At 70.9% G+C, this 20124-nt stretch carries 19 protein-coding genes; 11 read left to right on the top strand and 8 right to left on the bottom strand.

The annotated features are described in order from the left end of the window. Positions 1-57: 57 nt before the first annotated feature. The 6 genes from ACIBH4_RS33610 to ACIBH4_RS33585 all read left to right on the top strand — a co-directional run bounded on the left by ACIBH4_RS33610 (position 58) and on the right by ACIBH4_RS33585 (position 5066). Positions 58-1245: a sensor histidine kinase gene (locus tag ACIBH4_RS33610; protein WP_362765362.1), complete on the top strand. Its 1188-nt coding sequence runs from the start codon at positions 58-60 to the stop codon at positions 1243-1245. After that, the gene (locus ACIBH4_RS33605; RefSeq protein WP_362765359.1) at positions 1242-1901 is read left to right on the top strand and encodes a response regulator transcription factor; all 660 of its coding nucleotides are present in this window, start codon (positions 1242-1244) and stop codon (positions 1899-1901) included. Before ACIBH4_RS33610 ends, ACIBH4_RS33605 begins: the two co-directional genes overlap by 4 nt. A gap of 85 nt (positions 1902-1986) precedes the next feature. After that, positions 1987-2700, top strand: a complete 714-nt coding sequence (locus ACIBH4_RS33600) for an ATP-binding cassette domain-containing protein (protein WP_362765356.1) — start codon at positions 1987-1989, stop codon at positions 2698-2700. Then, on the top strand, positions 2697-3497 hold the full coding sequence (locus tag ACIBH4_RS33595; RefSeq protein ID WP_362765353.1) for an ABC transporter permease: 801 nt from the start codon (positions 2697-2699) through the stop codon (positions 3495-3497). The genes ACIBH4_RS33600 and ACIBH4_RS33595 overlap by 4 nt, the downstream gene beginning before the upstream one ends. Next, positions 3494-4258: an ABC transporter gene (locus ACIBH4_RS33590; protein ID WP_362765350.1), complete on the top strand. Its 765-nt coding sequence runs from the start codon at positions 3494-3496 to the stop codon at positions 4256-4258. Before ACIBH4_RS33595 ends, ACIBH4_RS33590 begins: the two co-directional genes overlap by 4 nt. 61 nt (positions 4259-4319) lie before the next feature. Continuing rightward, positions 4320-5066, top strand: coding sequence for a hypothetical protein (locus ACIBH4_RS33585; protein WP_362765347.1), 747 nt, complete (start codon positions 4320-4322; stop codon positions 5064-5066). An 84-nt stretch (positions 5067-5150) separates the two neighbouring features. Here the strand turns inward: ACIBH4_RS33585 and ACIBH4_RS33580 are convergent, their stop codons facing one another. The 7 genes from ACIBH4_RS33580 to ACIBH4_RS33550 all read right to left on the bottom strand — a co-directional run bounded on the left by ACIBH4_RS33580 (position 5151) and on the right by ACIBH4_RS33550 (position 13723). Further along, complete coding sequence (locus tag ACIBH4_RS33580) at positions 5151-6491, bottom strand: MFS transporter (protein ID WP_362765344.1); 1341 nt, start codon at positions 6489-6491, stop codon at positions 5151-5153. Then, a complete protein-coding gene (locus ACIBH4_RS33575; RefSeq protein ID WP_362765341.1) occupies positions 6488-7435 on the bottom strand; it encodes a MarR family transcriptional regulator in 948 nt (315 codons plus the stop codon). Before ACIBH4_RS33575 ends, ACIBH4_RS33580 begins: the two co-directional genes overlap by 4 nt. 352 nt (positions 7436-7787) lie before the next feature. Then, positions 7788-9083, bottom strand: a complete 1296-nt coding sequence (locus ACIBH4_RS33570; RefSeq protein WP_362765338.1) for a Gfo/Idh/MocA family oxidoreductase — start codon at positions 9081-9083, stop codon at positions 7788-7790. A 74-nt stretch (positions 9084-9157) separates the two neighbouring features. Beyond that, positions 9158-10420 (bottom strand): extracellular solute-binding protein, encoded by a 1263-nt coding sequence (locus ACIBH4_RS33565; protein WP_362511086.1) that lies wholly within the window; start codon positions 10418-10420, stop codon positions 9158-9160. 35 nt (positions 10421-10455) lie between these two features. Beyond that, complete coding sequence (locus ACIBH4_RS33560; RefSeq protein WP_362511083.1) at positions 10456-11316, bottom strand: carbohydrate ABC transporter permease; 861 nt, start codon at positions 11314-11316, stop codon at positions 10456-10458. Then, positions 11300-12280 carry a sugar ABC transporter permease gene (locus ACIBH4_RS33555; RefSeq protein WP_362511081.1) on the bottom strand — a complete coding sequence of 327 codons (981 nt, stop codon included), beginning with the start codon at positions 12278-12280 and terminating at the stop codon, positions 11300-11302. Before ACIBH4_RS33555 ends, ACIBH4_RS33560 begins: the two co-directional genes overlap by 17 nt. A 480-nt stretch (positions 12281-12760) precedes the next feature. Further along, positions 12761-13723, bottom strand: a complete 963-nt coding sequence (locus tag ACIBH4_RS33550; protein WP_362511078.1) for a LacI family DNA-binding transcriptional regulator — start codon at positions 13721-13723, stop codon at positions 12761-12763. 147 nt (positions 13724-13870) lie between these two features. On the opposite strand from ACIBH4_RS33550, the gene ACIBH4_RS33545 reads away from it, so the two are divergent. Genes ACIBH4_RS33545 through ACIBH4_RS33530 form a run of 4 tightly spaced genes read left to right on the top strand, consistent with a single transcriptional unit; the run spans position 13871 to position 18604 of the window. Further along, complete coding sequence (locus ACIBH4_RS33545; protein WP_362511075.1) at positions 13871-14758, top strand: NAD(P)-dependent oxidoreductase; 888 nt, start codon at positions 13871-13873, stop codon at positions 14756-14758. Between the two features lie 23 nt (positions 14759-14781). Beyond that, positions 14782-15648 (top strand): 5-dehydro-4-deoxyglucarate dehydratase, encoded by an 867-nt coding sequence (locus tag ACIBH4_RS33540; protein ID WP_362511071.1) that lies wholly within the window; start codon positions 14782-14784, stop codon positions 15646-15648. Continuing rightward, positions 15645-16688 carry a mandelate racemase/muconate lactonizing enzyme family protein gene (locus ACIBH4_RS33535; RefSeq protein WP_362511068.1) on the top strand — a complete coding sequence of 348 codons (1044 nt, stop codon included), beginning with the start codon at positions 15645-15647 and terminating at the stop codon, positions 16686-16688. The genes ACIBH4_RS33540 and ACIBH4_RS33535 overlap by 4 nt, the downstream gene beginning before the upstream one ends. Next, positions 16685-18604: a DUF6807 family protein gene (locus ACIBH4_RS33530; protein ID WP_362765336.1), complete on the top strand. Its 1920-nt coding sequence runs from the start codon at positions 16685-16687 to the stop codon at positions 18602-18604. The genes ACIBH4_RS33535 and ACIBH4_RS33530 overlap by 4 nt, the downstream gene beginning before the upstream one ends. A gap of 149 nt (positions 18605-18753) precedes the next feature. Here ACIBH4_RS33530 and ACIBH4_RS33525 read toward each other — a convergent pair whose 3' ends face one another. After that, positions 18754-19269, bottom strand: a complete 516-nt coding sequence (locus tag ACIBH4_RS33525; protein WP_362511062.1) for a hypothetical protein — start codon at positions 19267-19269, stop codon at positions 18754-18756. A gap of 84 nt (positions 19270-19353) precedes the next feature. Between ACIBH4_RS33525 and ACIBH4_RS33520 the strand changes: the two genes are divergently transcribed. Next, on the top strand, positions 19354-19944 hold the full coding sequence (locus tag ACIBH4_RS33520; RefSeq protein WP_362511059.1) for a TetR/AcrR family transcriptional regulator: 591 nt from the start codon (positions 19354-19356) through the stop codon (positions 19942-19944). Positions 19945-20124: the final 180 nt, after the last annotated feature.

The following is a 20124-nucleotide window of genomic DNA, read 5'->3' as shown; positions in this document are numbered from 1 at the left end:
GAGCGGGCGCGCGTCCGCCGTCCGGGACGGGGCCCGCCGGTGGGATACCGTTCCAGCGTGGACAGGGCCGTACCGGCCGCGGCGGGACCGCCGCGGCCTTTCGTGGACGCGGCGGCCGCGCTCGTGGTCGTCGGGACGTTCTGGCTCCCCCCGGTCATCGGCGCGGCCGGCCTCTGGCGCCCGGCAGCCGGGATGGCGCTGGCCACGGTCGCGGTGGCGGCGATGCTGCTGCGCTGGCGGTGGCCGGTGCCCGCGGTGGCGGCGGCCGGGGCCGCGACGGTGGTCGCGACCTTGCTGGGGGTGTGCCAGGATCCGATGCTCGCCACGGCCTGGTGCCTGTACCCGCCGGCGCTCACCCGCGCGCCGCGGGTTCGCGGGCTCGCCCTCGTCGCGGTCGGTGCCGTCGCGGTCCTGGCGGCCGTGACGGCCGTCCCGCAAGACGGCCTGGGCGGCTCGGGCCGACGGGTGGTGATCGCGATCGCGGCACTGAGCGTGTCGTGGTTGCTGGGGGTCGCCGTCGGCAGGCGGATCGAGTCCGTCCGGGAGGCCGAACGCGCCCGGGCGGTCGAGCGAGCCGCTCGCACGCAGCTCGAGGTCGCCCGCGAGGTGCACGACGTGGTGGGGCACGCCCTCGGGCTGATCAGCGCCGAGGCCGGGGTGACGCGGAGCCTTCCCGACGCGAGCGAGCGGGAGCTTCGCGACGCGCTCGCCGACATCGAGGATCACGCGAGGACGGCGCTGGAGGACGTCCAGTCGCTGGTCCGCTCGCTTCGGGCGGGGTCCGGCGAGGAGCGGACGGACACGGCCGGGCCCGTCCCCGGCGTCTCGGACGTGCGTTCGCTCGTCGCGGCCACGCGTGCCGCGGGAGTACGTGTCGAGGCGCGGATCGCGACGCCGGGGCAGGGCGGCGAGATCGGTGAGGCCGCCGCGGCGGTCGCGTTCCGTATCGTTCAGGAGGCGCTGAGCAACGTGATACGGCACGCGCCGGGCGCCGCCTGCACCGTGGAACTCCATCCGGATGGCGACGCGCTCGTCGCGCGGATCCGCGACGACGGCCCCGGCGGGAAGGACGAGGATGTGTCCGGGTTCGGCCTGCTGGGGATGCGGGAGCGGGCGCGGCTGGCCGGTGGCACCGTGGCGTGGCGGAACCTGCCGGAGCGGGGATTCGAGGTCGAGGCCCGGCTGCCGCTGGGGGAGGATCGAGCCGGTCGGGAATCGGACGACGGCGACCGGGGGAGGAGATGACACCTGTCAGCGTGTTCCTTGCCGACGACGACGGCCGTTTCCGCGGCGTGTACCGGAAGCTGTTCGACCGCACCGAGGGGTTCCGCGTCGCGGGGGAGGCGGCCGGTGGCGTGGAGGCGCTGCGGCTGATCCTCGCGCTGCGGCCCGACGTGGCCCTGCTCGACGTGCAGATGCCGGACGGCGGCGGACTGGAGGCGGCCCGTGGCGTCCTCGCCGAGGCGGAGGGCACCCGGGTGATCATGTTGACCACGTTCGATCTCGACGAGTACGTCCACGAGGCACTCACCCTGGGCGCGTCGGGGTTCCTGCTGAAGAACGCCTCACCGCAGGAGGTGCTCCACGCGGTCCGTACGGTCCACGCGGGCCATGCCATGCTCGCACCGGAGGTCACCGCGAGGCTGGTGCGCCGGTTCGCGCCGGAGCGGTCGCGGCGCCGGCACGCGTTCGCGGAGGAGGTGCTCTCCGCCAGAGAGGTGCAGGTGATCCGGCTGGTCGCCCGCGGATACTCCAACCAGGAGATCGCCGGTGAGCTCTTCCTGAGCACGGAGACGGTGCGCACGTATCTCAAGCGCGTGTTCGCCAAACTCGGCGTGAACGACCGCACCCGCCTGGCCGTGCTCGCCTACGAGGCGGGACTGCTGCACGAGCCCCGCTGAGGTGTCCCCTTTCGGGGGACGCGGCCCCGCACCCCGTCGCCGCAGGCTGGAGGACGTCGTCCAACGCGAGGGATCGGGGTGTGCGGTGATCGAGATCAACGGGCTCAGCAAGCACTATCGGAACAGGAAGGCGGTCGACGACGTCACGTTCACGGCCAGGCCGGGCCGTGTCACGGCGTTCCTCGGCCCGAACGGGGCGGGAAAGTCCAGCACGCTGCGCGTGCTGCTCGGCCTGGACGCGGCCACCGGAGGACGGGCACTGATCGGGGGGAGGCGCTACCGGGACCTGCGATACCCGCTGCGCACGGTCGGCGCCCTGCTGGACGGCGCGGGACCGGTGCCCGAGCGCCGCGCGATCGACCACCTGTCGTGGATCGCCCGGTCGAACCGGATCCCCCGGGAGCGGGTGCGGGAGGTCCTCGATCTCGTCGGCCTGGCGGACGCCGCGAGACACCGGGTGAAGAACCACTCGCTGGGCATGAGGCAGCGACTGGGGATCGCGGGGGCGCTGCTCGGCGAGCCGGAGGTCCTCGTCCTGGACGAACCCGTGAACGGGCTGGATCCCGACGGTATCCGCTGGGTCCGCGACCTGCTCAGGGAGCACGCGGCCCTGGGGTGTACCGTGCTGCTGTCGAGCCATCTCATGAAGGAGACGGCCGACACCGCCGACGACGTGGTGATCATCAATCGCGGCCGCATCGTCGTCCGGGGGACGCTCGCCGAGGTGACCGCCGGCCACGCCTCGCTGGAGGCGGCGTTCTTCGCGCTCACCGGCGACCGGGCCGGGGCACGCCGGTGAGCGGGATCTCCGCGGCCACTCGGGCGGAACTGAGCAAGATCCTCACCCTGCCCGGTGCGTGGATCGCCGCCGGTGTCATCCTCGCCCTGCACGTGCTGGTCCAGATCCCGCCCGCCGGACTCTTCGCCGACGCCGTCGCGAACATCACCTCCGAGGGCGTCATCGAGATCTTCGCCGGGCAGCCTCAGCCCGCCACCGAGGCGATCCTCGGCCTTTACGCCGGGGCGTCGCTGCAGATGGGCCTGTTCCTGCCCGTGCTCGCCTCCGTGATCGCGGGACAGGAGTTCCGCTCGCGGCAGCTCGGCCTGACCGTGCTCGCGATGCCGCGGACGGTTCCCCTGCTGGTCGCCAAGCTTCTCGCCACGGCACTGTACGTGTCCGTCGTCGCGATCCTCATCGCGGGCATCAGTTCCGCGTTCGTCTACGCCGCCGTCAGGGACTGGAACCCGGGCCTGCTCGTCACCGGGGAGGCGCTCGTCGGCCACGGCCGGTTCGTCGCCTTCGCGGTCCTGTTCTGCCTCACCGCGTTCGCCGTCACCCTCACCGTGCGCGACACCCTGATCGGCGTCGTCGTCACCGTGGTGCTGATCACGGTCACGATGACCCAGGTCCTGGCCGGGATCGCGCCCGAGGTGGACGCGCTGTTCCCGCTCAGCGCGGCGAGGAATTTCATGCTCGACCCCGGCGTCAACGACCTCACGGCCGGCCGGGCGCACGGTCTGCTCGTCCTCGCCGGATGGGCCGCCGTGACCGCCGTCGCCGCGGGCGTCACGCTCGGCGCGAGGGACGCGCGATGAGCACCCGGACGATGGCGGCCATCCGGTTCGGCGACGTCCTGGCCGCTGAGCTGATCAAGATCACCACCCTCCCCGCCAGCTGGATCGCCCTCGCCCTCGGCTTCGGCGCCAACGGCCTGCTCGGGATCGTCGCGGCCACGGACACCGTCCGCGTCGCCGGTCAGGACGGTGGGATCCCGATCGCCGAGCTCGGCACCCTCACCCTCTCGCCGGTCTACGCGTTCGTCGCGATCGCGGTCTTCGCGGCCGGTGGCGAGTACCGTGGCGGCCAGTTGCGCGTCAGCCTCGCCGCCGTCCCCGGCCGCGACCTGCTGTTCGCCGCCAAACTCACCGCGAGCGCGGCCTTCGGCCTGGTCGCGTCGATTCCGGCCGTCCTGCCGGGACACCTCCTGCGGCACCTCCCGGCGATTCGGGCCGGGGAGACGGGAGTCGATGACGCCGCCGCCGGCCTCCTCGCGCTCCTGGTCGCCTATCTCCTGCTCGGCCTCGTCGGGTTCGGTCTCGCCGTCGTCACGAGAACGGTCGTCACCCCGCTCGTCACACTCCTCCTCACGCCCGTTCTCGTCTCACCGATGTTGCAGGGCGCCCTTCCCCACGTGGTGAGCCTTCTTCCGCACGAGGCGGCACTCAGCCTCATCGGCATGCCCGCCACCCCCGCCACCGCGCTCGGCCCGGTCGCCGGTCTCCTCGTGTCGGCCACCTGGGCGACCCTCTCCGTCGTCGCAGCCTGGCAGACCTTCGTACGCAGGGACACAATGTGATGATCATCCAGATTCGCCGTGGAGCGCCGCGCTCGTCGGCGACGTCGGCACGGGGGGCGTGATGAGCCGGAGGCGCAGGGTGTGGCGGTGGTTGCCGGTCGTCGTCGCCGGGCTGTTCGTGGCCGTGGTGGCGGGCATCGCGCTCGCCTTCCCCTCGGTCGCGGCCACGACCTGTCCGACCTGTTACGGCATGAGACAGGTCAGGCCGGGCCTGTATCTGGAGTCCGGCCTGCCGACGGCCAGGGAGCGGCAGGTGGCGGAGGTGATCGACGCGGCCGACCGGCGGGTGGCGGACTTCTACGGTGGGCGCCGGAGCTCTCCCGACATCCTGGCCTGCCTGACCGCCTCGTGTTATCGAAGGATCGGCGGCGGCGGGGAGCGCGGGATCGCCGTGCTGAACCGTGCGATCATGCTGTCACCTGGCGGTGTCAACCCGGTGATCGCCTCACACGAGATGTCGCACGTCGAGTTGCACGCCCGCCTTGGGTCCGGTGCGGTGCCGCTCCCGCAGTGGTTCGACGAGGGGCTGGCCGTCGTGGTCTCCGACGACCCGCGCCACCTGAAGCCCGACACGGCCGGCGACCGGTGCCGGGTTCCCGAAGGGGAGGCGCCGCCACAGACGCTCGATGACTGGCTGCGCACGGCGAAAGCCGACCCGGACGCGTACGCCAAGGCCGCGTGCCGGGTGAGCCGGTGGCTTCGGGCGAACGGCGGTCCCGGAGCCGTCCTCGAACTGATCGAGCATGTTGCCGGCGGCGGTGAGCTGCCCGCCCCTCTGCGAACCGCGTCGCGCGAGGCTCCTTCGTGACGGTGTTCGGGACGGTGTTCGGGACGGCGTTCATGGCGGGGGCGGGGCCGTGCCGTCTGCCGTCCGCGGCGAACCGCGTGGGGTTCAACACCCGGGTGACATCTCGCGATCGTGGGCCACTTCGGGGAGTGGCAGCACTTCACGTGCTTCATGTCCTTCGCGTTCCTCGCCTCCGGATGGGGTGCGGTAGTCGCGCAGGGGGCGGTTGACCATGCCGACGGCGACGACGCAGAGCGCGGCCGCCAGGCCGCCCGCGACGAGCGCGACGGGTGCGGACGTGAGGGAGGCGAGGAGTCCCCCGCGGAAGTTGCCGGCCTCCGGGCCGGCGACGCCGATGACGTGCTCGACCGAGGAGACCCGCCCGCGGTAACGGTCGGGCGTCTCGAGCTGGACCAGTGCGCTGCGGGTGACCACGGCGACGGTGTCGGCCGCACCGGCGATCACGAGGCAGCCGAGGGCGAGCCAGAGCGGCCCTGCCAGGCCGAAGCCGGCCAGGGCGAGGCCCCAGAGTGTGGCCGCGACGAGCTGGACGAGGCCGCCGCGGTGTAGCCGGGTGACGGTTCCGGACAGCAGGCCCGCGCCGAGCCCGCCGACCGCGATCGCGGACAGGAAGAGTCCCAGGGTGCGGGGGTCGCCCTCGAAGCGGATCTCGTTGATCAGGGGGAAGAGCGCGATCGGCATGGCGAGGAGGGTGGCGGCGAGGTCGGTGGCGAAGGCGCCCCACAGGGTGGGGCGCCGCAGGATGATCCGCCAGCCTCCCCTGGCCGGACCGCGCGGCCGGGGCGCGCCGTCGACGGGCGGCCGCTCGTCGACGGCGCGCGAGACGGCCATCGCGGGCAGCCGCATCACGGCGATCAGCGACGCGACGCCGGCGAGGGCCTGGATCGCGTACGCGGCGGGATAGTGCCACTGGGCGAGCACGAGGCCGGCGAGGGCCGGCCCGGCGAGCATGGAGGCCTGGAAGGCGACGTTCTGCAGGGCGAGTCCGGCGGCGACCTGGTCTGCGGGGAGCAGCCGGACGGGGAAGGTGCGCTTCGCCGGGGCTCCGAGCGCCGCGCAGCCGGACTGCGCGGCGATCAGGGTGAGCAGCAGCGGGACGGAGCGGTTGTCCGCGGCGGCCTGCGCCACGAGGCCCATGGCCACCAGGACCTGGCCCGCGGTGGTGGCGCGGACCAGGTTTCTGCGGTCGACGGCGTCGGCGAGCGATCCGCCGACCAGTCCGAGCACGAGGAGGGGTACGGCTGTGGCGAGGCCGATGGCGCCGGTCCAGAGCGGGCTGCGTGTGAGGTCCCAGACCTGCAGGAGGACGGCGACCCCGGCGACCTGCTGACCGAGTGAGGCGAGGGAGGATCCGATCCACAGGTCGCGGAAAGGCCTGCTGGTGCGCAGAGGGCGGACGTCGATCAGCCGTTCGCGCCAGGTCACGGAGACGGCTCCGCCGGGGCGGCGGGCGGCTCGTGGAGGTGGGCGAGGATTCGATCTCGCATGGGCCGCCGCGCCAGGGCGCGCTCCAGTTCGGCGACGACGGCACTGAGCGCGTGCGGGATCTCGTCGTCGAGCTCGGCGACGGCGGCCTCGGTCGCGCGCCACTCGGCCTCGAGGAAGGGGATGAGGGCGCGGCCGCGGCCGGTCAGGGTGATGCGGCGTGTGCGGGCGTCGGTGCCGAGCTCGGAGTCGACCAGCCCTTCGCGTCGCATCGCCGTGATCGTCTGGCTCATCGCCGAGTGCGAGCGGCCCAGCGAGTCCGCGAGTTCACGGATCGTCAGCGGGCCGGTGTGGGCGAGGCGGATCAGCGGATAGGCGAACCTGGGGCGCACTCCCTCGATGCCCCGCTCGACGTACACGGTTTCGATCTGGGCGTCCAGGGCGGCCAACATGGCGTGGACCGCGTCCCATCGTCCGGGGGAGGCGGTGGGGTCCAAAGATGTCACAGCGCTAATATAACAGTGCTCATATAAAATGGCGCAGGGTGAGCCGGAAGGCGCAGCCGCCGGCCGGATGGGGAGGATCCAGCGTGAGGTCGCCGCCGTGGGCCAGGGCGATCTGCCTGGCGATCGGCAGGCCGAGACCGGTGCCGGGGACGTCGCGCCGGCCACCAGAAGCGCTGGAAGACGTGTTCCCGTTCGTCGGCGGGGGTGGTCGGTCACGATCAGCGTCGCCTCGGTGTCGCCGACCTCGACGTCGATCTCCACCCGCGAGCCGGCCGGGGCGTATCTGATCGCGTTGTCGACGAGGTTGGAGATCGCACGGTTCACGGTGGGCTCGTCGACGGGGCACACGGCGGTGGACGGGCCGGTGACCGACAGGCCGATCTCCTTGCCGGCCGCCAGCACGCCGGCGTGTTCGACGACGCCGCGTACCAGGGCCATCAGGTCGGTCGGCCGCCGGTCGACGGCGCGGGCCCGCGCGCGGGCGTCGACGCGGTGGGGCGCAGCACGAACTTGAACGACCTGCGCACCACACCCCCCTCGCTCGAACCTTTGTTCCCACCGTATCGAATGCCGGAAAGAGGCGACGCGGAATGCGTGAACCTGTCAGGCCACTCCACGCTCGGGCCTTAGCGGCCCTCCCGCTCCCGATTCCCCCGTGGCCCAAAGACGACGGTCCCCTCGGGAGGAACTGATGGGAGCGAAGCTAGGCTCTGCCCTGCAAACCCGATGTGAACGACTCCGCGTGCCCGGGCGGTCCGCTCGCTTCGACGGCGCGCCCGGTTCTACCGGGTCAGCTCGCGAGCCGGGTGCCGTCCTCGTCGAGGAGGACGGGGGCGCCGGTCGCGGCGGAGAGGTTCGCCGAGATCCCGACCATCACGCCGGCGACGCCCGCGAGGTGCCCCGCCTGGCGGCCCAGCGGATCCTCACCCGCGCCGCGGAAGACGTCGTTCAGCATGAGGGCGTCGCCGCCGCCGTGACCGCCCGCGCCCGAGGGGATGGCGACCTCCTCCGGTTCGCTCCAGTGCCGGTGCAGGACGAGCCGCTCGAAGGCGCCGGGGGCGTGGGCCTTGTCGGCGGCGGTAGGGTCGATCGCGGCTCGCGGCGGGGTCCAGGCGCGTTCGACGACCTCCAGCTCCAGCCGTCCCGCGGTGCCGTTGAAGGCCACCCGGTAGCCCTCGAAGGGGCCGTGGGCGTTGAGTGAGTAGGTGAGCGTCGCCCCGCGGGAGTAGCCGACGAGGACGGCCATGTTGTCGTCGATGCTCACGCCCTCGCCGAACACGTCCTGGTCGCGGATGTAGCCGTCCTCGTGCTCGGCGTCCAGGTACAGGCGCTTGAGCCGGGGATCGGCGGAGATGTCGAGGAGGTAGGGGTCGGTGCCGAGTTCCGGCGCGCCGTGAGCGCGTTGTGGCCGGTCGCGCAGGCCGCGGGCGCGGGCGTTGGCGGCTCCGTAGAACCGCAGCGCCGACCGGGCGTAGACGGAGCGGGCGGTGTCGGCCAGCCACCAGTTGACCAGGTCGAAGTGGTGGGTGGACTTGTGCACCAGCAGCCCGCCTGAGCTGGACCTGTCACGGTGCCAGCGGCGGAAGTAGTCGGCTCCGTGGATGGTGTCGAGCACCCACTCGAAGTGTACGGAGGCGACGTCGCCGATCGCCCCGTCGGCGATCAGCCGGCGGACGGCGCTGTTGCGCGGCGAGTAGCGGTAGTTGAAGGTGACGACGAGCCGGCCGGTGCTGCGCTCGGCGGCCTCGACGATGGCCGCGCAGTCCTCGGCGGTGGTGCACAGCGGCTTCTCCACGATGACGTCCTTGCCCGCCTCCAGCGCGGCGACGACGTAACGGGCGTGGGTGGCGTCGACGGTGGCGACCACGACGGCGTCGGCGAGCTGGAGCAGCTTGCCGAACTCGTGCGGCGCGAAGCACGGGACGTCGCGTCCGATCCGGTCGAGGTAGTAGCCGATCCGGGTCCGGTTGACGTCGCAGAGGGCGGCGATCTCGCCGGTGTCGCCCCACTCGCCGAGCAGCGCGTCGATGTACAGCTGCACTCGGTGGCCGAGTCCGACGAAGGCGTATCGCATCAGGAACTCCATCAGGGGGACGGGAAAGGGACAGGTGTGCCGTACGGCTCGGCGCGAGCCGTACGGCACACGTCAGGGGAGGCCGGTTACTGGGAGATGGCGGCGTTGGCCTCGTTGAGGAAGGCCTTCACCGCGTCGTCCGCGGAGGCCTTCTCGAACAGCACCGAGTCACTGGCGCGCTTGAGGATGTCCTCCATCTCCATCGCGCCCTTCGGCGGGATCACGATCGGGCTCAGCTCGCTCTTGATCGAGTCGATGAAGGCGAGCACCTTCTGGTCGGTCGGGGTGAGCTTGTCCTTGATGGCGTCGACGACCTTGGCGTTGGTCGGCAGGCCGCGGTCACTGAGCAGGATGGCGCCGGCCTCGGGGTCGTTGACGAGGAATTCGACGAACTTCTGCGCGGCCTCGGCCTGCTCGGTCTTCGACGAGATCGTGTAGTACATCGCCGGCTGCAGGAACATGCCGGCGGTGGTCGCGCCCTCGGCCTTGGGCATCCGCAGCAGGTCGAGTTCCTGGCCGGAGCCCTTGTTCAGCGCGGTGAGCTGGTTACTCCACCAGCTGCCGAACGCGCTCGCGTTCGTGGCGAGCAGTGCCTGGTCGACCTTGGTGCCGGTCTCCAGCATCTGGGCCGCGTCAGGACCGGCCTTGGTGGAGACGATCTTCTGCAGGAGTGCCCACCAGTCCTTGATGGTCTGCTCCGACATGCCGATCTTGCCGTCCTTGTAGAACTGCTCCCCGCGCTGGGCGGCGAACAGCTGCAGGAAGGCGGGGTTCACGTTCCACTCGGTGCCCCAGATCTTGCCGTCGCCCTTCTCGGTCACCTTCTGGGAGATCGAGATGTAGTCGTCCCAGGTCCAGGTCGTGTCGTCGGGGACCTTCTCGCCCGCCTTCTCCACCGTCGCCCTGTTGGCGATCATCGGGAAGGTGTTGACGCCGGTGGGGATGGCGTACTGCTTGCCGTCGACCTGACCGGCCTTGAGCACCTCCTGGTCGAGGTCGGCGGTGTTCAGCTTGCCGGTGAGGTCGGTGAGGGTGGCGCGGCCCGCGTACTCGGCGAGACCGCGGATCTCGATGGACATGACGTCCGGGGCGTCGCCGGCCGCGGTCTTGGTGGCCAGTTTCTCGTAGTAGCTGTCCCAGTCGGAGAAGTCACCTTCGATATCGATCGTCGGGTTCTTCTTCTCGAAAGCGGCGATGGCCGACTCCGTCAGCTTCTGACGGGCGTCGCTGCCCCAGTACGAGAAGACGACCTTCGTCTTCCCGCCGGAATCACCGCTGTCGTCGCTGCCGCAGGCGGTGGCAGACACGGCGAGCAGGGTGATGGCGGTGGCCGCCAGGATGCGCTTCATCGGGATACCTCCGGGGGGTGGGGGATGGGGGAGGGTTATTTGAGACCGGTGGTCGCCATACCGCGGATGAGATACTTCTGGCCCGCCAGGAAGAATCCGAAGATCGGGCCGAGGGAGATGATCGACATCGCGAACAGCGGCCCCCAGGAGGACTCGCCGCTGGAGTCCATGAACTGCCGGAGCGCGACGGGAACGGTGAGGTTGTCGGAGTTGGTCAGGTAGAGGTTCTGGGTGAAGAAGTCGTTCCACGTCCAGATGAAGGTGAAGATCGCGGTGGTCGCGAGCGCCGGGACGCACAACGGCATGATCACCCGGGTGAACGTGCGCCACTGGCCCGCGCCGTCGATCGCCGCCGCCTCGTCCAGTTCCCGGGGAAGGGTGCGGATGAACTGCACCATCAGGAAGATGAAGAACGCGTCGGTCGCGAGGAACTTCGGCGCGACGATCGGCCAGATCGTGTTGATCCAGTCGATCTTGGCGAACACGATGTACTGCGGGACGACCGTGACGTGGTGCGGAAGCATGATCGAGCCGAGCATGATCGCGAACCACATCTTCTTCAGCGGGAACTCCAGCCGGGCGAAGGCGTAGGCCGCGAGCGAGCAGGCGGCCAGGTTGCCGACCACAGCAAGGGCGGTGAGGACCGCCGAGTTCCACAGGTAGTAGCCGAAGGAGTGCTTGAGCGCGCCCCAGCCCTCGGTGTAGTTCTCGGCCGTCACCGCGGTCGGCATCAGCCCCGGCTCCCGGAAGATCAGCTCCTCGGGCTTGAACGAGCTGGAGACCATCCAGAGCAGCGGGTAGAGCATGAGCAGCCCGGCGGCGATGAGCAGCAGGTGCCTGACCAGGCGCGGGGCGGGCCGGAAGAGGGCCGGTACGCGCTTACTTGTCGTCGCCATAGAAAACCCAGAATCGAGACATGAGGAAGTTGACGGCGGTCAGTGCGGCGATGATGAGCAGCAGCACCCAGGCCATGCCGGCCGCGTAACCCATTTCGTAGTTCTTGAAGCCCTTGATGTAGAGGTAGAGCGTGTAGAACAGGGTCGAGTCGACCGGTCCGCCGTTGCCGCCGCTCACGATGAACGACTGGGTGAAGGACTGGAACGACTTGATCACCTCCAGCACCAGGTTGAAGAAGATGATCGGGGTGAGCAGCGGCAGGGTGATCGAGCGGAACTTCCGCCACCTGCCGGCGCCGTCGACCGCGGCCGCCTCGTACAGGCTCTGCGGGATCTGGCGGAGCCCGGCCAGGAAGATGACCATCGGGGCGCCGAACGTCCAGACGTGCAGGATGATCAGCGTCCACAGCGCGGTGTCGGGGCTGGTCACCCAGCCGTGGCCCTCGTAGCCGAACAGGCCGAGGAACGAGTTGACGATGCCGTCGGTCCCGAAGATCTTCCGCCAGAGGATCGAGATCGCCACGCTGCCCCCGAGCAGCGACGGCAGGTAGAAGATCGAGCGGTAGAACGGCAGGCCGCGCAGTCCCCTGTCCAGCACGAGTGCGAGCGCCAGGGCGAAGGCGAGCTGCAGCGGGACGGACACCACCACATAGGTGGTCGTCACCTGCAGCGAGGCCATGAACCGGTCGTCCTGGGTGAACATCTTCTCGTAGTTGTCCAGGCCCACCCAGTGGGCTTCGCTCAGCAGGCTGTAGTCGGTGAACGACAGGTAGAGCGAGGCGATCATCGGGCCGAGCGTGATCGCGAACAGGCCGATGAACCAAGGGGCCAGGAACAGATAGGCGGCCAGCGCCTGCGATCGGCTGCGGGAGCTCTTGAGACGCCCTGGGCGGGGGGCGCCCGCCTTTTCCCGGGGCGCGACCGGTATCTCGGCCGTCCCCGCCGGTGCGGGACTCAGCGTCATCACTGGCCCTTCGGGGAGTTGGTGAATGGGATGCGCTTTTCCTATAGCGTTACGAACTAATACGTCAACCCTTTGCAGTGAGCTAGCTCACGAATCGTAACGCTCGCTTTTAGTGTTATCGCAGCTCAGAGGGGATATTCGCCGCCGAGGCCTGAATGGAAAAATCTCGCACTGAGACGAGTTTGTACAACCGATTGCAGTTGCGGGCGTAGACACGCCCCCGTTGTGGCGAGCGGAAAACGCCTGGTGAACGCCCCTGCGGGCGCTCCCGCCGCACCTGTTTCCGGCATAGGGCGGCGCCGGGCCGGGTGCCTTGTGGCGGCTTGGGCCTCATCGGCGGGGGAGTCGCCCCTTCAGGCGGGCGCGCCTTCCCCGGGGGGTGTGGTCGCCGAGGGCGGCGCCCGTCTCAGCCGATCGATCGGTGGGGCGGGCGCGGCACCCGTCCCGGCCGACCGGTGGGCAGGGCGGCCTCCTGGAGGTTCACGGAGTTTCCCTGGGGGGCGCGGTGGACTCGCGGACCACCAGGTGAGTCTCCAGGACGGTGGTTGCGCTCATCGACTGGATGAGGAGGTCGACCGCCATCCGGCCGGCGTCGCTCGCGGGCATCGCGACCGTGGTGAGTTTGGGGCGGTGCAGCCGCCCGGTGATGCTGTCGTCGAAGCCGATCACGCTGACGTCGCCCGGCACGTCGACGCCGAGGACCTCCAGTCCTCCGATGAGGCCGATGGCGACGAGGTCGTTGTAGGCGAGCACGCCGGTCACCCCGGCCTCGGCCACCTTGGCCGCGGCGGCGATGCCGCCCTCCTCGGTGGGGGAGTTGGGGCCGATGACGACCGTGTCGAGATCGGGGATCTCCGCGACGGCCTTGCGGATCTCGCCGCTGGTCCACGATCCGGCGGGACCCGTCACCAGGGCGACGCGCCGGTGACCGAGTCGCACGAGATGATCCATCGCGACGCGGGCGCCGTGGGCGACGTCCATCACGACCGTGGTCAGCCCGCGGATACGCCGGTTGACCAGCACGAACGAGACGCGTTCCGAGAGCTTCTCCAGAGCCTTGTTCGACAGTCGCGGGCTGCACAGCACGATGCCGTCGACCTGCTTGGAGAAGGCCAGTACGAGGTTCTCCTCCTCGGTGGGGTCCTCGCCGGTGTCGGCCACGAACAGGTGGTAGTCCTGGCGGCGGGCGGCGGCCTGCGCGGCCTTGATCAGCGGAGGGAAGAACGGATTGGCCAGATCGGCCACGATCAGCCCGATGTTGTTGGTGCGGCCCGTCTTGAGGGAGCGGGCCGCCCGGTTGGGCCGATAGTCGAGCTTCTCGGCCGCCGCGAGCACCCGGGTTCGGGTCTCGGCGTTCACCAGATGAGGTGCCGAGAAGGTTCGGGAGACCGTCGACACGTGAACACCTGAGGCGTGGGCGACGTCCCGAATGGTCACTGACATGCCGCACACCCTAACGCAATCGTTTGCAGATCAACTAACCATCCTGAGACCGGTTGCGGGTGATTGACCCCGCTCACTTGACGTATTGTCTCGCCTGACGCGATTGTTTACTGCAACTGATTGCAGTCTTCAGAAGGAGTCCACACGGTGAGCAGAGTGCTCGTCACCGGTAGCGCGGGCCGGCTCGGCCGCAGCGTGGTCACCTCGCTCGCGGCGGCCGGACATGAGGTGATCGGCGTGGACAGCGCGCCGGGCACCCCGCGAGAGGCCGCCTCGGCCCTTCCCGCGGATCTCACCGATCTGGGGGAGGCCCACTCGGTGATCACGCGGTTCCGGCCGCAGGCGGTGGTCCACCTGGCGGCCATCGCGGTGCCGTTCAGCCGCTCCGAGCCCACCACGTTCCGCGTCAACACCCAGCTCGCCTTCAACGTCTGCACGGCCTCGGTCGCCCTCGGGGTGGAGAAGCTCGTCGTGGCCAGCAGCCCCACGGTGATCGGATACGGCGCGCCGGGCGGATGGACCCCCGCCTACCTGCCGCTCGACGAGGACCACCCGACGGAGCCCTGGAACGCCTACAACCTGTCGAAGGTCGTGGCCGAGCAGACCATGCGGACCTTCGCCCGCACCACCGAGACCACCCGGATGGCCGCGTTCCGCCCCTGCTTCGTCGTCGCGCCCGAGGAGTGGGAGGGCGCGCCCACCCAGTCCGGGCACACGATCACCGAGCGGCTGAACCGGCCCGAGATAGGCGGAGCCTCCCTGTTCAACTACCTCGACGCCCGCGACGCCGGCGACTTCGTCGACACACTGCTCACCAGGCTCCCCCTGCTGGAGACGAACGGCGAGGTCTTCTTCGCCGGCGCCGGCGACGCCCTGGCGCGCGAGCCGCTGGCCGAACTGCTGCCGGCCGTCATGCCGGAGACGAAGACGTTCGCCGCCCATCTGACCGGTACCGCCCCCGCCTTCTCCTCCGCCAAGGCCGAGCGGCTGCTCGGCTGGACCGCCAAGCGCGGCTGGCGCACCGAACTCTCCTGACTCTGCAGAAAGAGACCCTGATCATGAATCTCGACGGTGTCCTCTTCTTCCCCGTCACCCCCTTCGGCCCGGACGGCGACCTCGCGCCCGGCGTGCTGGCCGACCACGTCCGGCGAGGCCTTGAGCACCGGCCGGGCGGCGTGTTCGCCGCCTGCGGGACGGGCGAGTTCACCGCGCTGTCGCAGGCCGAGCACGCCGAGGTCGTCCGGGTGGCGGTGGAGGCGGCGGCCGGGGCCGTCCCGGTGTTCGCCGGAGCGGGCGGGCCGATCGGCGCGGCACTCGCCCAGGCGCGGGCCGCCAGGGAGGCGGGCGCCGACGGGCTGCTGCTCATGCCGCCCTACCTCGTCCAGGGGCCCGGCTTCCCCGCCTACGTACGGGCGATCGCCGCCGAACTCCCGGTGATCATCTACCAGCGCGGGCCGATCGCGCTCGAACCGGAGGCGGCGGTCGAGCTGGCCGCGATCCCCGGTGTCGTCGGGCTGAAGGACGGCCTCGGCGACATCGACCGGATGCAGCGGATCGTACTGGCCGTCCGGGAGACCCACCCGGACTTCCTGTTCTTCAACGGGCTGCCGACCGCCGAGCTGACCCAGCCCGCCTACCGGGCGCTCGGCGTCGGCCTGTACTCCAGCGCGGTGTTCTGCTTCGCGCCCGAGATCGCCAACGCCTACCTGAACGGCGACGAGCGGCTGATCGCCGAGTTCTACGCGCCGCTGGTGCGGCTGCGTTCCAGGGTTCCGGGCTACGCGGTGTCGCTGGTCAAGGCCGGGGTGCGGCTGCGCGGGCTGGACGCGGGTGAGGTCCGGCCGCCACTGGTGCCCGTCGCGCCCGAGCACGAGGCCGAGCTGGAGGCGCTGATCAAGTCGGGGCTCGCCCTGGTAGCGTCATGATCAAGGACTTGACGGTCACGCCACGGTCGGTACCCCTCACCCGGCCCTGGGGCCCGGACGTCTCTCACAACCACGTACTGCTGGTCACGGTCACACTGGACGACGGGCGGCGCGGCACCGGGATGGCGTGGACGCCACAGATCGGGGCCCAGGCGATCAGGGCACTGCTGGAGCACGACATCCGCGAGGCGGTGATCGGCCTGCCGCCGCATCCGGAGCTGGTGTGGGACCGGCTGTCGGCTCACCTCGGTGAGGCGGGCCGGGCCGGGATCGTCCCGATCGCCCTGGCCGGGGTGGATCTCGCCCTCTGGGACCTGCGCTGCGGGGAGCGACCGCTGGTCGAGATCCTCGGCGCGCGGCGCGAGAGCGTCCCCGTCTACGGCAGCGGAGTCAACCTCCACTACCCGCTGGAGGAACTCCGGGCGCAGGCCCGGCGATGGGTCGCCGCCGGATACACCGCGGTCAAGATCAAGGTCGGGCGCCCCTCGCCGGCCGAGGACGTCGAGCGGGTGGCGGCGGTCCGTGAGGTGATCGGCCCCGACCGGTTGCTGATGGTCGACGCCAACCAGCGCTGGGATCTGCACCGGGCCCGCGTCGCGCTACGGGCACTGGAGCGCTACGACCTGTTCTGGATCGAGGAACCGCTGCCCGCCGACGACCTGGCCGCCCATGTGGAACTGCGGCGCAACGTCGCCGTCCCGATCGCGGTCGGTGAGAACGTCGCCACCGTCCACGGGTTCCGCGACCTGCTGACCGGGGGCGCCTGCGACGTCGTCCAGCCGAACCTGGTGCGGGTCGGCGGTATCACGCCGTTCCTGCGGATCGCCGAGCTCGCCCGCGCCTTCGGCGTCCCCGTCTATCCGCACCTGCTCACCGAGCTGTCGGGCCAGCTCGCCCTCGCGCTGCACCACCCCGCGATGGTGGAGAGGGTGGAGGAGGCCGCACTGACCGACCTCGGGCTGCTCGCCCCGCCCTTCCCGGTGGAGATCAGCGGGCCGGAGCTGCGGGCGACCGGGGCACCGACGAGGTGGGCGTCGTGAAGCCCGTACGAGTGGTGGTCGCCGGAGTGCACGGCTACGGCAGGAACCACCTGGCGAACGTCCGGCGGCTCGCCGCGGCGGGCCGGGCCGAGCTCGCCGGGGTATGCGACACCCTGCCGCCCTCGCCCGGCCTCGACGTGCCGTTCTCGGCGGACCTGCCGTCGCTGATCGCCGAGACCGGTGCGGAGGTCGCGGTGATCGCGACGCCGATCCACACCCACGCTCCGCTCGCCGTCGCGGCCCTGCGGGCCGGCGCGCACGTGCTGCTGGAAAAACCGCCCGCGCCGTCGGTGGAGGAGTTCGAGCGGATCTCCGCCGCCGTGGCGGAGACGGGGCTCGCCTGCCAGGTGGGCTTCCAGTCGCTCGGCTCGGCCGCCGTTCCCGCCGCGGCCGGAGCGCTGGGCGAACCACTTCGGGGCATCGGTGTCGCCGGATCCTGGACACGCCCGTTCACCTACTACTCGCGCGCCCCCTGGGCGGGACACCGCAGGCTGGACGGTGTGGACGTCATGGACGGCGCGCTCACCAATCCGTTCGCGCACGCGACGGCCACCGCGCTGGCCGTCGCGGGGGCCGACACGGCCTCCTCGGTCGAGGGCGTCGAGCTGGAGCTGTACCGGGCCAACGAGATCTCCTGCGACGACACCTCCAGCGCGCGGCTCCGCCTCGCCGACGGCACCGTCATCGCGATCACCGTGAGCCTGTGCGGCGACCGCAGGACCGAGCCCTACCTGCACCTGCACGGCGAGAGGCGCTCTGCCCTGCTCTTCTACACCCTCGACGAGATCGAGGTGGACGGTGTCCGCATCGGCTTCGACCGGGTCGATCTGCTCGGCAACCTCCTGGCGCACATCAGGGAGGGGGAGGAGTTGCTGGTGCCGCTGGAGCGGACCGGGGGCTTCACCCGGCTGCTCGACGAGATCCGGCGCGCTCCCGATCCGCTGCCCGTCGACGGCTTCCGCATTGAGCCGTCCCGGCTGGTACTGCCGGGCATCGAAGGTCTGGCCGCGCGCGCGGCGGCCGAGCTGAAAACCCTCTCGGAGCTCGGTTTCCCCGGCGGACCCGGCTCCCAGGCGGCGACCGGACCAAAGGCGGTCTGGCCCGAGACGGTGCTGAGGGCCGGTTCGCGGCAGGTCGCGACCTACCTTCAGCGGGGCGACCTGCAGCCGACGGACGCGCCGCGCCCCCACCTGCATCCGGTCCTCACCCTTGGCGGAACGGTCGTGACCGAGAGCCGGCCCGCCGACCACGTGCACCATTTCGGGGCGAGCGTGGCGATCTCCGATGTCAACGGGGTCAACTTCTGGGGCGGCTCCACCTACGTACCCGGCACCGGCCCGCGGATCCTGCCCAACCACGGGCGCCAGCGGCGGCGCTCCCTGCGTCCCGTGCACGGAGGCTTCGCCGAGAGCCTCGACTGGGTCGGACCGGACGGCACCGTCCTGGCCGTGGAGGAACGGACCCTCACCACCCGTGTCCTGCCCGGCGCCTGGGCGCTGGACGTCGCCTTCACGCTGGACAACCGGACCGGTGCGCCGCTGTCGATCCAGAGCTCGGCCTGCAAGGGCAGGGCCGGCGCCGGCTACGGGGGATTCTTCTGGCGGGCGCCCAAGGACTCCACCGGGCTGGACGTCTTCACCGACGGCGCCTCCGGCGAGCGGGCCGTGCACGGTGGCCTCTCGCCCTGGCTCGCGCTCATCTGTGACGACTGGAGCCTGCTGTTCGTGCAGACCCTCGGGCTCGACCCGTGGTTCGTTCGCGTCGCCGAGTACCCGGGTGTCGGACCGGCTCTGGCCTGGGACGCGCCCCTGAGCGTCCCAGGCCGGTTGGAACGCGCGATCACCGTCGTGGTCGCCGACGGGCGGCTCACCACGCAACGAGCCTCGGACCTCGCCGCGGAGCTCGTCACCTCGTGACGAACCTCGCCGCGGGCGGCCTCGGTGATGACCGCGAAGGCGGTGGCGGCGGGCCTCGCGCGTGCCTCACCGTCGCGCCCGAGGCCCGCGGGGAGGGTCGTGCCGGAGGCGAGAGCCCCGTCTCGCCGGCACCCCGGGCCCCGCCGGTCTCATACTCGGCCGGCCTCGCCGGTCGGCCGCGGCGGGCGCCCGGCGCGAGTGAGCTTCGCCGCGGCGGTGCGCAGCACCCCGGGCACCAGCAGGCGATGGACGGCGGACAGCGGAGGCCACACGGTGTGGGCCAGGCTCCGGTCGTAGCGCAGGAAGGTCCCCAGCGACACCCGCCCTTCGGCCGTCCGCACGAGGAGGTTGCCGCTCAGAAACCAGGAGGCGGCCTCAAGCCGGATCCAGTCCTCGCCGCGCTCACCGATCCACCATCCGGCCACGGTGTCCGGTGACCGTCCCGGGCTGAGCCGGAAACCGAGGAGAACACGCCAGATCAGCAGCTCGGCGATGCTGGGCACGTCACCGAACATCGCACGGGCCCACTGCTCAGGTGTCGCGTCCGCGTCCGTGGAGAGGGTGAAGAGGTCGACGTAGTCGATGCGGGAAAGCGAGCTGAGAGCGCGGACGGATTCGGGGACGCTGTGCGTCCCCACGGCACGGTCGACGAGGCCGACGGTCATGTCTCGCTGTCTCCATTCGTATATACGCTACCGTATAACGCGAGGCTAACTCATTTATACGGTGGCGTATATACGAACAGAGAAGTGAGGTGGGACAACATCGTGGGCGCGACTCGCACGCCGCGTGACAGGTGGGTCGAGGAGGGGCTGCTGGCGCTCGCCGCCGGCGGTCCCGACGCCGTCCGCGTCGAGACGCTGGCGAAAAGGCTCGGCGTCACCAAGGGGGGGTTCTACGGCTACTTCGCCGACCGTGACGCGTTGCTGAAGGCGATACTGGACGCCTGGGAGCGAGAGAGCACCGACGAGGTGCTCGACCGCATCGAGCGCGAGGGCGGCGACCCGAGGGACAAGATCCGGCGCGCGGGCGTCCTCACCTTCTCCAGCGGCCGCCTGCTCCCCATCGACCTCGCGATCCGGGACTGGGCCCGGCGCGACGAGGAGGTCGCCGAGCGCCTGCGACGGGTGGACAACCGGCGCATGGCGCTGCTGCGAGAACTGATCGGCACCTTCTGCTCCGACCCCGACGAGGTCGAGGCCCGCAGCATGCTCGCCTTCTGCGTGGCGATCGGCGAGCACTTTCTCGCCGCCGACCACGGCGACCGGACCCGGGCCCAGGTCCTCGCCCGCGCCGCCGACCTGCTGCTGAACCGCCCCCGCGAAGAGCACAACCGCTGAGCCGCGTGGCCGGGAAGTCCGAGTCAGGGATCATGTCGGTCGCATGCCACGCCACCCCGGCGGGTACGTTTGTGCGAGCCTCACAACTCCGGCCGCGAAAGACGCTCAGTCCCCGCCATTTCCGGGGGCGGGGAACGACCGGGAGTATGTACCACGATCGGGGCGGGGACGGCCGCCGTG

Source organism: Streptosporangium sp. NPDC050284 (assembly GCF_044459525.1).
Taxonomy (GTDB): domain Bacteria; phylum Actinomycetota; class Actinomycetes; order Streptosporangiales; family Streptosporangiaceae; genus Streptosporangium.
This window is presented reverse-complemented; position numbering and strand designations above follow the sequence as displayed.

Bases quoted from the DNA above. Each gene is read 5' to 3' on its own strand.
- ACIBH4_RS33550 (WP_362511078.1), bottom strand. From the start codon at position 13,723: ATGTCAGTGACCATTCGGGACGTCGCCCACGCCTCAGGTGTTCACGTG.
- ACIBH4_RS33555 (WP_362511081.1), bottom strand. From the start codon at position 12,280: ATGACGCTGAGTCCCGCACCGGCGGGGACGGCCGAGATACCGGTCGCG.
- ACIBH4_RS33525 (WP_362511062.1), bottom strand. From the start codon at position 19,269: ATGACCGTCGGCCTCGTCGACCGTGCCGTGGGGACGCACAGCGTCCCC.
- ACIBH4_RS33590 (WP_362765350.1), top strand. From the start codon at position 3,494: ATGAGCACCCGGACGATGGCGGCCATCCGGTTCGGCGACGTCCTGGCC.
- ACIBH4_RS33605 (WP_362765359.1), top strand. From the start codon at position 1,242: ATGACACCTGTCAGCGTGTTCCTTGCCGACGACGACGGCCGTTTCCGC.
- ACIBH4_RS33575 (WP_362765341.1), bottom strand. From the start codon at position 7,435: ATGGCCCTGGTACGCGGCGTCGTCGAACACGCCGGCGTGCTGGCGGCC.
- ACIBH4_RS33535 (WP_362511068.1), top strand. From the start codon at position 15,645: ATGATCAAGGACTTGACGGTCACGCCACGGTCGGTACCCCTCACCCGG.
- ACIBH4_RS33565 (WP_362511086.1), bottom strand. From the start codon at position 10,420: ATGAAGCGCATCCTGGCGGCCACCGCCATCACCCTGCTCGCCGTGTCT.
- ACIBH4_RS33540 (WP_362511071.1), top strand. From the start codon at position 14,782: ATGAATCTCGACGGTGTCCTCTTCTTCCCCGTCACCCCCTTCGGCCCG.
- ACIBH4_RS33560 (WP_362511083.1), bottom strand. From the start codon at position 11,316: ATGGCGACGACAAGTAAGCGCGTACCGGCCCTCTTCCGGCCCGCCCCG.
- ACIBH4_RS33585 (WP_362765347.1), top strand. From the start codon at position 4,320: ATGAGCCGGAGGCGCAGGGTGTGGCGGTGGTTGCCGGTCGTCGTCGCC.
- ACIBH4_RS33570 (WP_362765338.1), bottom strand. From the start codon at position 9,083: ATGGAGTTCCTGATGCGATACGCCTTCGTCGGACTCGGCCACCGAGTG.